Below are 12,570 nucleotides of genomic sequence, written 5' to 3'. Positions count from 1 at the left end.
GTCATAGGCGGGCACGCAGGATGTTGCCGAGTTCGCTCGAGAGCATCAGGTCGCCGGTGGGTGAGACCGCGACGGCGGTGATCGGTTCCGTTGCGGTCAGCTGGCAGACGCTGCCGGTGGCGGGGTCGAGGCGCATGAGACGGCCGATGCCGCCGGTCGCGATGTACAGGTTGCCGTCCGGACCCACCGCGAGATCGTCCGGGAACGCGGGCATTCCGCCGGGGAGCAGATCCGCGACAACACTGCGGTCGGCCGGGTCGTCCAGGGACATACGCACGACCTGGCCACCCAGGCTGGCCGTCACATTGATGTACAGGTTGCGGCCGATCACCACCATGCCGTTGGGGGAGAACAGATTCGCTCGTGCATTCCAGGCGGTGTCATGCGTTCCGTCGGGCCGGATACGGACCACGCCGGTATAGAGATCGGACACATACAGATTGCCGTCGTCATCGAAGACCGCGCCGTCGGCAGCAAGCAGACCCGCAGTGAACTGCTGCGGATCCGGCGCGGCGGGATCGAATCTCATCACGGTGGACTGACCCGCCAGCGCGCCGGGCAGTCCGTTGGACACCACGTACAACCAGCCGTCCGGACCCAGCCGGACAGCCATCGGATAGGGGATCGAGACGGTCGCGGTGAGCCGCCCGGAGCTGTCGTAGCGGTCCAGCTCGCTGTGCACCGGTCGCGACACCCACAGATTGCCCTGTCGGTCGTAGGCCAGGTTCTCGGCCCAGTCCAGCACCGGTATTCGTGCCGTGACCACCGTGTCCACGGTTGCCGTGCAACCGGGTTCCGCCACGGCGGGCGGTCCAGGAGTCAGCGTGGCTGCCGCAACCGTCAGCAGGCCGACGCTGAGCAGCGCACGGCGGTGGCGTGATCGCGGTGACCGGATTCGATTGCGCACTGCTCCCCCTCGGATCTCGTGGATTCGTCAGGCGCAGCGTAGATTTCGGCGATGCTGCTCCGGCAGTCGCGCGCGGCATCGTGGCGGACGATGTCGAGAGACCGTCCGGCCGTATCAATCCCGGGCCGTGCAGGCGCTACCCGGCTCGGCTACCGCATCACGTATTCAGCACCGTACGGATCCGGTCGTCCGGGTCGACTCGGGCGCGGAGGGCGGCGAGGCGGGTGTGGTTGGGGCCGTAGTAACGGGAGATCGGGTCGCCCGGCTCGAGATAGTTGATGTAGGCGCCGACGGATTCGGGGGTGAGGGCGTTGTGGGCGTCGGCCAGGTAGTCCAGGGCGGCGGAGTGCGGGATCGGTTCGTAGGCACCCCATTCGACCATCGCGGCGTGGTTGCGCCAGGGGTAGGCGGTGGCGGTGGGTGACAGGTCGCGGACCGCGCCGTCGAGGGTGTTGATCTGGACCCAGCCGGTGCCGCCGACGCTGGAGAAGCGGGTGACGGCGTCGACGATGCGGCCGACGGTGTCCGGGGTGAGGGTGGAGACGATGTCGGAGCCGTTGGTGAACGCGGCGCGGGGCTGATCGGCCGTGCCGCCCGCGAGGTAGAGGACCGTGTCGAGGTGGGTGAGGGTGCGAGGGTCGGTGGCGATCGGCGCGACGTCGATCGCCTCGACGAGAGTCGCCGCGACGGTGTCGGACGTGCCCTCGGGGCAGACCAGTTGCATCCAGCAGTGCAGGCCGCCTTCCCCGTTGGCGTCGATGCTGACATCGGCCCACTGCTCGCGGGGCGCGTCACGCAGCCACTGCTGCCAGCCGTTGATGACCTGCTCCGCGTCATCACCCGAGAAGGTGAGGCGCACGACGTCTTTCGTCAACGCCGGAATGGTGTCGAAGGTCATCGAGGTGACGATGCCGAACAGCGGACCGCCGCCGCGCAGCGCCCAGAACAGGTCCGGGCGGGTGGCGGCGGATGCCTCGGTGATGGTGCCGTCGGGCAGCACCAGGGTCGCGGCGGTGAGCCGATCACAAGTGAGACCGTGCGCTCGGGCGTCGGAACCGTAGCCGCCGCCGAGGGTGAGACCCGCGACGCCGACGCTGGGGCACATGCCCGTCGGCAGGCTCTGCCCGGTTTTGTCGAGCTCCTGATACACCTCGTAGAGCGTGTGCCCCGGTGCTACGACAGCCCGCCCGTCCGCCGCCACCACGCCGCGCAGCCCGCGGACATCGACCACCAGAGTGCCGGTCGCGGTGGACAACCCGGCGTAGGAATGCCCGCCGGCCCGTGCCGCCACCTGAAGGTTGTTGTCCGCCGCGAAGGCGAACGCCGTGGCCACATCCTCGGCGTCGGCGACCTGCACGACGGCCGTCGGTGTCTGATCGTCGAACCGCGTGTTGAAGACCTCTTTGGTCTGCGCGTAGCGCGGATCGGCCGGCATGATCACGCGCCCGCGCAGTTTGCCTTGCAGCCCGGTCCAGTCGGGTCCGTCGCTCGCGGTCCGGGCCGGGGCGATCGGGGGCTTGCGCTCCGCGCCGGCGGCGGAGGCCGCCTGATCGAAGACCGCCAGCCGACTGGCCCCGGCCAATCCGGCACCGGCGACCGCGATTCCGAGCGCTCCTCGCAGGAACGTACCGCGCGAGATCGAACGCCCTGTTTGCGACTTCAAACCCCGCGACCTACCCGTCCTTGCCCGACAACACTTTTCAGCCGATCATGATTCACCTTATTTGCTGCGGCGAGAAATCGGCTCCGTATGTCGAACGCGGCGTCGTCGCTCAGCGCCTCGACTGCGCTGCCAGCGGACTGCCAGCACAGTCGAGAATCCTCACGCGAGTTCGCATCCGAGTTCCGTGAGAGGGAGTCATCATGACCGAGTCCTTGCCGTCCACCGCCGTCATCCACGTCGCACGCGGCAGCTTCGACCCGAGCCGGTTCGCGGAGGTCGACGCCCTGGCCACGAAACAAGCCGACTACCTGGTCCCGGCAATCGAGGCATTGCCGGGCCTGCTGCACTGGTTCACGGCCGTCTCACCGACGGGCTCGATCGTGAACATCAGCATCTGGGACACCGAAGAACACGCCGAGCAGATGGACACGTTGAAGGAGATGGTCGAAACCGCCCGCGGGGAGTTCAAGGCGCTCGGTGCGTTGACGTTCGCCCCGACCGTCAACTACCCGATCACCTGGACCATCTGAGCTATCCACCCGAAATTCGGCCGATGCTACGAAGACTCCGTCTGCAGGCGGTCGCGGAGGTACGCGAGGATCTCGTCGCGCGCCCGCACTGTCGGGTGGCCTTCCTCATCGACCAGGTGGGCGGTGACGACGCTGTGTGGTGTCTGGACGACATGCTCGAAGAACGGCGGCGGCTTGGGGTTGGCATCGTCGCCGGCGAGGACGCGGCCGTCGAAGCGGTCGCCGAGGAGTTGGGAGTAGGCGGCGAATCGTTGGCCGGTGCACCATTTGTCGTTGTCGAAGCGGTAGGCGAGCGCGCGCAGATCGTCACGTTCGAAGCGCTCGGCGATCGCCGTCGCGTCCGCGGGCGACAGTTCCAGCCCGGCGGGGTCGTCGAGTGGCAGCGAGGGGTGGTTGATGACCGGGGCGATGACGGCGGGTTCGAGGGTCATTGTGAGCGCGAAGTTTCCGGTGAAGCACATGCCGACCGCCCCGACTCCCGGCCCACCGGATTCCGTGTGCGCCAGGCGGGCCAGTGCGCGCAGCCAGACGGCCACGGGGCTGGTGCCGCCCCCGGCGAAGGCCCGGAACTCCTTGCTGACGCAGGCCTTCCGGACGATCGGCTCGGCCAACTCCACGGTCGGATACGCGCCGTCGACACCGAACAGGGACGGCACATACACCGTGAACCCGGCGTCGCGCACCCAGCGTGCGAATCGGAGCACGTCGGGGCTGATGCCGGGCATCTCCGGCATGATCACGACCGCCGGGCCGGTGCCCGCCACATAGACGGTTTTGTCGTCGCCATCGAGGGAGATCACCCGCCGGTCGAAATCGGCGAGAGTGTCATCGGGCGTTAGGTTTTCGGACTCCACAGTGGGATGTTAACCGTGGAGGTAACGCACCAGCGCCTCACGTTCGGTCTCCAATTCGGAGATCTGGCTCTTGACCACGTCGCCGATGCTCACGACGCCCACCATCCGGCCCTCGTGCAGCACCGGCAGGTGCCGGATGCGGTGCTGGGTCATGGTGGCATTGAGGGTTTCCACTTGATCGTCCGGGGAGCAGGTGTGGACCGCGGCGGTCATGATCGATGAAACCGGGGCGTCGAGCAGCGACGCACCCTGACTGTGTAGCCGGCGCACGATGTCTCGTTCGGAGACGATGCCGGAGATGGCGGCACCGTCGGCCGACACCACCACCGCACCCACATTGTGTGCCGACAGGACTCTGAGCAATTCACGCACTGTTGCATCCGGTGCAATCGTGACTACGCCGCTGCCCTTACGGCGCAGGATTTCCGAGATCCGCATATGTCCACCGCCCAACGCTCGGGACCAGAGATGGTTACCAGGATGCCGCTGATACCCGAGCGTGAACAGCAAAGATTACGAACGGATGCCTAACCGGAAGCGAGGGATTCGAGGGCGGATTCGATGGCCCGGTGGAAGGCCGGGTAGGCCAGGATTATCTGTCGCAGTACAGCGGTCGGGACTTCGGCGTGGACGGCGACGGCCAGGGCGCCGAGGACCTCGCCGCCCTGCGGGCCGACCGAGCAGGCTCCGACGAGCACCCCGCGATCGGCGTCCTCGATCAATTCGATGAATCCGGCATTGCCGACCTTATGGATCCAACCGCGCACGGAGGCGGGCACTTCGGTGCAACCGGTGCGGACGCTCAGCCCGGCCGCGCGAGCCCGCGCCTCGGTCATACCGACCGCCCCGACTTCCGGATCGGCGAACGTCACCTGCGGCACCGCCCGATACTGCGCCACCTCCGACCCCGCACCGAGAATGTCGGCCGCCGCGATCCGCGCCTGATACCTGGACACATGTGTGAACCCACCCGCACCGGTGACATCCCCGATGGCCCACACCCCGTCAGCCGCCCGCATCCGCTTGTCCACCGGGATTGACTCGGTACTCTCGTCCAGCCCGACCGCCCCGATTCCCAACGCCGACAGCTCGCTTCGCCGCCCGGTCGCCCCCACCGAGCGCACGAAGACACCGCCTATCGGCTATTGATCCGAGCCCAACTCGCTCGACCGGTCGAATACTCGTCGATAGATATCCATGGCGTGGCTCGTCGTGGCGGGCGCGCCGACTTCCAGCTGGAAGGTTCGCGAACCATCGGGGAGCCGGTTCGCGCGGAGGAACAGGTCGGTGGGGCGCCGGCGATCGGCCAGTCCGGACGCGTAGTCGTACAAGTGGGTTACCACAACCACTTTCACGCCTGAGTCGAGCAGTGCCTCGGTGATCGGCGTCAGTATCTCGGCGGCCTCCCGCTCGCTCGTCGAGGAGAATGGTTCATTCCACAGCACCAGGGAGGTCGGCTGGATCCGGTTGGTCAGGTCGCGCATCCGCACCAGCTCCTCGTTCAACCGGCCGTAGGTCATCGAGGAGTCGTCCGGAACACGAAAGTGGGTGAAGATGCCGCTCCGGATGTCTGCTTCGTAGGCTTCCGCGACCACGAACATGCCCGCTTGCATCATGAGCTGGGCAGCGCCGAAACTGCGGACGAAGGTCGACTTCCCGCCACTGTTGGCACCCGTGATGACGGTCAGCTGCGTGCCTCGGCCGTCGATCGAGTTCGCCTCCACCGCCGATACGGCTGACAGGCACAGTGCCGGGTCTCGCAATGAGCGAAAGCTGAACGATGGACCGCTGCCCTGTGGCAAGGGCTTTGGATAGCAGACGGCATACCCGTCGTGTCGCAGGCGCTCGAAGAGGTTCACGCAACCAACGCAGAAGGCCAGTTCGGTACGTAGATCTCGAAAGAAGTGGTCGATCGTATCGGTGGCATGAGAGACGACGTCGGCGACGCGATCGAGGCTGTTTCCGACGAGACGCCAGATGAACTTCTTCGCGCTCTCGTCGGTGTCGGAGACCGCTACTACTCGCCGTCCGCGAGCACCGAAGACCGATTGCCGGCGTCGGGACGGTGCCGGAGGTTCGTGCAACACCGGGTTTGCGATGCCGCCACCGGACCCGAGTTCTGCACTGATCGCGAATCCGTGTTCGAACTGAAGGATATCGATGTGACGCTCGACTTCGGCCAGATACTCATCCCCGAAATTGTCGGTCAGCGTCTTCGTCAGCCCGGAGAATCCCTCGGACTCGAAGTTCGAGAAACTCGGTTCACAGGTGGATCGCAGCTGCCGCAGGAAGCCGATCAGCTTGGTCAACGGCTCCAGGGACAGGTAGAGCTTTCCACGCGCCCCGCGATCGCGACCGACCATCCAGCGTCGCGCGCCCGCGGCTTCGGTCGCAATGGCGTAGAGCTCCCGGACCAGTGCCGGATTCGCGCAACTGTCGGCCACTACTCGCTGCCGGTACTCGATGACAGCGAAGTCATTCAACGATCGAGGAACAACGTCGGCGGCGACGGTACGGATGAACTGGTCACCACTTGCCATGGCGCCGTACATGATTGACAACTCGAGATCATCGGCGACGGTCGTGCCGTTCTCGCCAACCTGGGACGAACCCCATCCGTCCGGTCCGAGTAGGTTCACCTTCATCGCGTCACCCGGCCGACGATCGTTTCGTAGGAGAGGTCGAACCGGTCTGCCAGGGCGGCCGCATATGCCCTGCCGTCCGCGGGCTTTCGTTCCAGCTTGAAGGTCCGTAGCGTCGGATCGCCGCCGATGCCCGCAACCATGCTCACGATGCCGTCGAGCCTCGACAGCTCGTCGATGAATGTCACGAAGACTGCGATGGATTTCCGTTCCGATATCCGGCGCAAGACCTTCTCCCCGATCTGCCGAGCGTCCACGGATGCGGTCGAGCTGAAACTCTCGTTCAGGATGATTATCGTCCGCTCTGTCGCGTGCTCGAGTGTCTGACCGATCGCTGACAGCTCGCTCTGTAATCTGCCGGCGGCATCGGAGGAGTGTTCGGGCCTCTCGAAGTGAGTGCTTATTCCGTCGGTGAGCATCACCCTGGCCTGTCTCGCGGGAACCGGACAGCCGAGTGCGGCAAAGTAGGCAACCTGACCGAACATTCGGGCGAAGGTGCTTTTGCCGCCCTGATTCGGTCCCGTGACGACAATGATGCGTTCATTGTCGGTGAGCCGATAGTCATTGGTGACGGGCAGGATACCTTCGTCGGCACGCTTCACCGCGAGCGCCAGATCGTACGCGCCCTGCACTCGAATACCTTCGAACGAGTCGGTCACCTCGGGCAGGCAGAATTCCAAGCCGAGGGCCGACAATCTGTCGACCAATCGCAGGTATGAAAAATAGAACTGGAGCTCATCCGCGACACGTTCGATCACCGGATCCACGAATTCGCTACCGGAGTCTGCGTGCTTCATCATCCGGCCGAACGGCAGCGGAAACATCTGAGCAAGCTCGTCGAGAACACGCTCTTCGACCGGGTGCACACTCGTCGACCACGGAATACTGTCCGGCTCGGCCGGTGTCCAGCCGTCCAGGAAAGGCTCGAGCAGATTCTCGACCGTCGCGGTGTAATCCGGTGCGCCGCCGGCCTCGTCGAGCACTATCCGGCGATCCTCGATCCGCATCGAGTACCGGATCCTTCCGAGTTCGGCGAGCGTTTGCGCGCACTGCGATACAAGTCCCTGGAACTCGGCTCGGTCGACATAGGTCTTCAGGAAGTCTCGCCACGACTTCAGTCCGTGCGACTCGGGTGCGATGCCGTCCAGACTCTGATCCAGGGCCGATACCGTCCGGCAATAGGTATTCAAGACGTCCAGGCGACCTCGGCACCTGAGGATCGGATGGTCGACCATCGACAGCTCGGTAAGGCGCCGCCGGATCTCGCCGATCGCCCGTGAAAACGACTCCAGCGGCGTGCGCAGGGTCGGCGAGGAAAGATCCTCGAAGACCGCTCGCCGGTACTCGACATCCTCGCTGTGCAGGAGTGGTGCGCGCAGGAGGCGGTCGACCGAGGGGCTGCTCCCCCGTCCCGCGATCTCGGCGAAGATGCGTTCGAGATTCAGGTCGGAAAGAAGAGTCGCAGTGGGCTGCACGATGATTCTGTGCTCCGGATCGCGCCACAGAACGCTCGGCAACTGCACCATCGGATCGTCTCCCCTCGCTACGTCCAGCGGACGCCGCTTTCCATCCGTCCCCAGCCTAGTTCAGCGCCCGTGCTGCGAGTCGAAGGTGAAAACTCGGCCGCCGAGAAGCAATTGGGTGCCCGGTTCCAGGACGGTGAGGCGGCCGGGGTCGACTCGGACCCAGTCGGTGCGGCCGGGCGGGCGGATGTGGGTGCCGTTGGCGGAGCCCCGGTCCATGACGAGGACGTCCCATTCCATCAGGCGGATCTCGGCGTGGACGCGGGACATGCCGCCGGAGGCGTCGGGGATGCGGATGGCGTGCGCCCCCTGCCGGACGTGTTCGGAGCGTTCGGGTTCGCGGCCGATGACCACGTTGGTGTCGAGGACGTAGGAGGTGCCGTCGTCGAGGAGGAGGACGCCCAGGGGCGGGCGGACGCCCTCGGTGAGGACGCAGGTCATTTGTTCCATGCGGATGCCGCAGACCGTGCAGAACGATCCGCGAGGGTCGTTGAGATGGCCACGCGCGCATTTGAATCCGTGCACCACGACCTCGGTCTTCGGGGTTGCAGGCGCTGCGAGTTTGCGGTTCATGCCGGAATCGGGTGCGGCGCTCCCGTTTCGGCGTTCGGCCGGACGCCGTCTGGGCTCCGAGCGCGCCCGCAGCCCGGAACCGCTGGGGCGGGACACGCTTTCGGCCCGCTCCCCCAGCCACACCACCGCCCCCGAGCCGGGCATCCGCCCGTCGCGCAGCGCCCACACGCCCGGCGGCGGCAGGTCGTCGCGAGCGCCCTCCTCGTCGACGAAGAGCGCGGCGGCCCGTGCGGGGCCGGGACTGAGGACCCGGTCGACGGTGAATCCCGCGTCCCGCCCACGCAATACCTCGCGATGCTCGGTGCCTTCGAGCACGGCGGTGATCCGCCCGTGCAGGAAGACCGCCAGTCCGCGATTGCCGGGTGTGAGCACCCCGAATTCCACCCGCTCCTCGTCCTCGCGGGCCATCAGCCAGGTGCTGACCAGTCGCGCGAAGGTGCGTCCGGTGCGCCGCGTCTCCCGCGACGCCGCCTCGGCGACCAGTTCGAGCACCTTGTCCAGCGTCGCGACGGCCTCGGAGTCGGCGGTCAGCACGCTCGAATCGCGGTGCGCGACAACCACGACCACCCCGTCGATGCTGGCCACCAGGTGCCGTCCGGGCACCACCTCCACCCGGCCGGTCATATCACCCGGCCTCCGCGGAACCGCCAGCGTGGCAGCAGCACCCGGATCGGGCCGTTGACGAAGAGCCAGAACGTCAGCCAGGTCAGCGTGAAGTCGACGCCGAAGGCGAATGCGGACGGCCGCAATCCGTGCGGCAACACGATCGTCGTGTAGCGCACCAGCAGCCACATGAGCAGCCCCTCGTTCACGATGGTGACGAGTCCGAACAGCGTCGGCCAGTCCTTGTCCCACCGGAACTGTTGCAGCCCGTGGTACAGCAGCTCCCACCCCACACCCACCAGTATCACCGCGAGCAGCACCGTCAGGGTGACCCGGTAACCCTGCAGCAGCGACATCCGCCCCATCGGCAACAGTGGTGTCACCGGCAACGCCACCAGCAGCCCGATGACGGCGAGTACGAGCACCCGGGTCTGGATGCGGCCGTTGAGCGTCGGTGTCATAGCGAGATCTTCCGAAGGGTCATGCCGGGATCTTCCGATTGTTGACCCATAGCCACCACTGCCGCACCGACCGCGCCGCCGTCAGCCGCCCGCAGAAGCCGAGTGCCGCCAGATCGTCGGCGATCTCCAGCGCCGCGTACTGCAGGCCGAGGAACGAGTCGACCGCCGCGAAGTAGCCGCCGAGTGTGGCGCTGCCCGAGGCATACATGCGTCCGTTGCCACTTCGCGTCCCGTGCAATTCGAAGGTCCGGTCGACATCCAACCGGCCGAGCGGATTACGCCCCGCGCCCGCGTGATCGAGCAGATCGGCCAGCAGCCGATGCTCGCGGATATCGGCCTCCAGTCCGGTGCAGTCGATGATGTAGTCGGCATGCGTGTCGATCGGACGGTCGGCCGACGGAAACGGCAGCGTCGGATCGGATTCCGGCACGACGGTGGTCACCACGCCGGGCCTGCCCCGATCCGGCCGGAGGTTGCGTGCCGACCCCACCATGATCTGATACCACCCTTGCGCCCGCCCGCGGGCCAGCTGCGCCTGCCAGGTCTTGTGTGGCGGTGTCGTGGTGCCGCCCATGGTCTTCAGCGCCTCGGCCCGCTCACGCCCTTCCAGGGTGCGCAGCTTCTGTTTGAGCTGACCGCCGAAGCTGGCCTTGGGGAAGTTGAACGCCTGATACGCCCACCCGTCGCCGCCCGGTCGGCGCGCGAGCCCGGCGGGACCGTGCGGCCCCGCGACGAAGTTCCGGAACAGATGCAGGATCTGGGTGTTGAGCCGCAACCGGTCTCGATCGTCGATCAACCGTTGCAGCACACGGCTGGCAACAATCCCGCTGCCGCGCACCATCACCGTCCCCGGCCGACGTTGCAACGCCTCGTACACGTGCTCGTGCGGCTCGTAGGCGTTCACCACCCGGGTCGGGTCGCGATAGCGCTCGCGATACTCCTGCAGATCCGGCAGCAGCCGCAGCCCGGGATAGCCGACGGCGATGTGAACGTAGCTGCTGCGGAATGCGATTCGCTTGGTGGCGGAGCGCCCCTCGGGCGGCGTGAGGATGGTGAAATAGCCACCCCCGAAGCGTCTGCGCACCATGCGTACCTGCCCTCGGTGCAACGATCGCGCGAAGTCGACACGATGGAATTCCCGCTCCAGCGCGGTGAACACCTGTCCTGCGCGCGGAGTGTAGAACTCGGTGAAAACGGGCTCGGTCAACACATTCCACAGTGGCCTCAGCGATTTGTCTGTTATCGCCTCTCTGACCGCATACGACGGAAACCCCCACAGATTGTCCGGCATCCCCCCGGAGTCACTGCGCAGTCGTTCCGAGCGTGGAATCTGCGACACCCGGGTCAGGTATTCATAGGACCCCCACGGCACCTCTTGCGGTCCCAGTACCGCCATCGCCCGCCCCGGCACCCCGTAGATCCGCAACGCGTCGAAAACCGTGAACGATCCGAGCCCGCTGCCCACCGTCACCAGCGGCACATCGATGACCGGAATCCCCGCCCGCCCCACCAATTCGTCGGTCCAGACGTCGGTTTCGATGAGGCGTTGCGTGATGTCTCCCCTCATTTGCGGGATGCTACCGGTCGTGTCTTACCGATCGACTGCCATCGACTTATTGCCCGACAGGTGATCGGGCGACGCGCGCACCAGTTCGGGCGAAGCTGCCCCGCGGTCCCCTACCTGGGACGTAGCATGCGGAACGTGGCCGATGCCAAACGTCCCGCCGCGGTGCGGGTTCTCGTGTACAGCAATGACGCCGATACCCGGAGCCAGATCATGCTGGCGCTGGGCAGAAGGCCGCACCCGGAGTTGCCGCCCATCGAGTACCTCGAGGTGGCCACGGGTCCGGTCGTCGTCGAGCGCCTGGATGCCGGCGGTCTGGATCTGCTGATCCTCGACGGTGAGTCGGCCCCGACCGGCGGGCTGGGCCTGGCCAAGCAGTTGAAGGACGAAATCGCCGACTGCCCACCGATTGTCGTGCTGACCGGCCGCCCCGATGATGCGTGGCTGGCCAATTGGTCGCGCGCCGAGGCGGCGGTCTCGCACCCCATCGATCCGATCCGGCTGACCGACGCCGTGCTGGGTGTGCTCGGTAATAGCTTCGCGGCCTGATCTCGGGCCGATCTTCCTTCGCCCTGTGATCAGGGCGTTTCCACGTCACGTGACATTGGTGATTGCGTCGATTCGGTCATAAAAGACCGTTCCGAATTCGATCAAACGCAATCGCCAATCGTCATGTATCTTCTGGTCCGGGTTGTAATCTGTGCCGTAGCTCACACGAGCGCGGGCTCCGGTATCAATGGACATCGGTATCAATGACGCCGCCGCCTCACTCGCTGCTGCCATCCGTTATGCGTTGTCCAGCTCGCAGGAGGGGTAGTTCTGTTGTGAACCTAGAAGTGCCGACCCTTGTCCTCGGTGCGGTTGCCGCCGCGTTCGGGGTGTTCTCGATCTTCTTGGCGGCCCTCATCGGCCCCAAGCGCTACAACCGGTCCAAGCTCGAAGCCTACGAGTGCGGCATCGAACCCACCCCTCACGCCGTCGGCGGTGGGCCGGGTAATGCTGCGGGCCAACGCTTTCCGGTGAAGTACTACCTCACCGCCATGCTGTTCATCATCTTCGACATCGAGATCGTGTTCCTCTACCCGTGGGCCGTGCACTTCGATGCGCTCGGAGTGTTCGGGCTGGCGGCGATGGCGTTGTTCATCTTCAACGTCTCCGTCGCCTACGCCTACGAATGGCGGCGCGGCGGGCTCAGCTGGGACTGATTGGCGCACAAGCCAATTCACTCAAGACGCCCCGGCCTCGCCGGG

Annotated in this window: 13 protein-coding genes; 3 read left to right on the top strand and 10 right to left on the bottom strand. The window is 66.0% G+C overall.

Translation table 11 applies throughout. From position 1 onward, the window contains the following. Nucleotide 1: 1 nt before the first annotated feature. Nucleotides 2–907: an SMP-30/gluconolactonase/LRE family protein gene (locus ACFXHA_RS01440; protein WP_379352041.1), complete on the bottom strand. Its 906-nt coding sequence runs from the start codon at nt 905–907 to the stop codon at nt 2–4. A 157-nt stretch (nt 908–1,064) separates the two neighbouring features. Continuing rightward, entirely contained in the window at nt 1,065–2,570 is a 1,506-nt protein-coding gene (locus ACFXHA_RS01435; RefSeq protein ID WP_379352040.1) for an FAD-binding protein, read from the bottom strand. A 200-nt stretch (nt 2,571–2,770) separates the two neighbouring features. Here ACFXHA_RS01435 and ACFXHA_RS01430 point away from each other — a divergent pair, with 200 nt between their 5' ends. Beyond that, nucleotides 2,771–3,100, top strand: a complete 330-nt coding sequence (locus ACFXHA_RS01430; RefSeq protein ID WP_379352039.1) for a hypothetical protein — start codon at nt 2,771–2,773, stop codon at nt 3,098–3,100. Nucleotides 3,101–3,126: 26 nt separating this feature from the next. Here the strand turns inward: ACFXHA_RS01430 and ACFXHA_RS01425 are convergent, their stop codons facing one another. The 8 genes from ACFXHA_RS01425 to ACFXHA_RS01390 form a co-directional block, all read right to left on the bottom strand. Further along, complete coding sequence (locus ACFXHA_RS01425; RefSeq protein ID WP_379352038.1) at nt 3,127–3,954, bottom strand: dienelactone hydrolase family protein; 828 nt, start codon at nt 3,952–3,954, stop codon at nt 3,127–3,129. Between the two features lie 9 nt (nt 3,955–3,963). Further along, the gene (locus ACFXHA_RS01420; protein ID WP_379352037.1) at nt 3,964–4,392 is read right to left on the bottom strand and encodes a CBS domain-containing protein; all 429 of its coding nucleotides are present in this window, start codon (nt 4,390–4,392) and stop codon (nt 3,964–3,966) included. A gap of 89 nt (nt 4,393–4,481) precedes the next feature. Continuing rightward, the gene (locus ACFXHA_RS01415) at nt 4,482–5,078 is read right to left on the bottom strand and encodes a hypothetical protein (RefSeq protein WP_379352036.1); all 597 of its coding nucleotides are present in this window, start codon (nt 5,076–5,078) and stop codon (nt 4,482–4,484) included. An 18-nt stretch (nt 5,079–5,096) separates the two neighbouring features. After that, nucleotides 5,097–6,593, bottom strand: a complete 1,497-nt coding sequence (locus ACFXHA_RS01410; protein ID WP_379352035.1) for a DNA mismatch repair protein — start codon at nt 6,591–6,593, stop codon at nt 5,097–5,099. 2 nt (nt 6,594–6,595) lie between these two features. Next, a complete protein-coding gene (locus ACFXHA_RS01405) occupies nt 6,596–8,122 on the bottom strand; it encodes a DNA mismatch repair protein MutS (protein ID WP_379352034.1) in 1,527 nt (508 codons plus the stop codon). 60 nt (nt 8,123–8,182) lie between these two features. Beyond that, nucleotides 8,183–9,316 (bottom strand): FHA domain-containing protein, encoded by a 1,134-nt coding sequence (locus ACFXHA_RS01400; RefSeq protein ID WP_379352033.1) that lies wholly within the window; start codon nt 9,314–9,316, stop codon nt 8,183–8,185. Beyond that, on the bottom strand, nt 9,313–9,756 hold the full coding sequence (locus ACFXHA_RS01395) for a hypothetical protein (RefSeq protein WP_379352032.1): 444 nt from the start codon (nt 9,754–9,756) through the stop codon (nt 9,313–9,315). The genes ACFXHA_RS01400 and ACFXHA_RS01395 overlap by 4 nt, the downstream gene beginning before the upstream one ends. A 19-nt stretch (nt 9,757–9,775) precedes the next feature. Then, a complete protein-coding gene (locus ACFXHA_RS01390) occupies nt 9,776–11,323 on the bottom strand; it encodes a hypothetical protein (RefSeq protein ID WP_379352031.1) in 1,548 nt (515 codons plus the stop codon). 126 nt (nt 11,324–11,449) lie between these two features. Between ACFXHA_RS01390 and ACFXHA_RS01385 the strand changes: the two genes are divergently transcribed. Next, nucleotides 11,450–11,869 carry a hypothetical protein gene (locus ACFXHA_RS01385; protein WP_379352030.1) on the top strand — a complete coding sequence of 140 codons (420 nt, stop codon included), beginning with the start codon at nt 11,450–11,452 and terminating at the stop codon, nt 11,867–11,869. Nucleotides 11,870–12,144: 275 nt separating this feature from the next. Next, nucleotides 12,145–12,525 carry an NADH-quinone oxidoreductase subunit A gene (locus ACFXHA_RS01380; RefSeq protein WP_379352029.1) on the top strand — a complete coding sequence of 127 codons (381 nt, stop codon included), beginning with the start codon at nt 12,145–12,147 and terminating at the stop codon, nt 12,523–12,525. Nucleotides 12,526–12,570: the final 45 nt, after the last annotated feature.

It is taken from the genome of Nocardia sp. NPDC059240, from assembly GCF_042753865.1.
GTDB lineage: Bacteria > Actinomycetota > Actinomycetes > Mycobacteriales > Mycobacteriaceae > Nocardia.
Note: the sequence above shows the minus strand (reverse complement) of the source record. Positions and strands in the feature narration are given on the sequence as shown.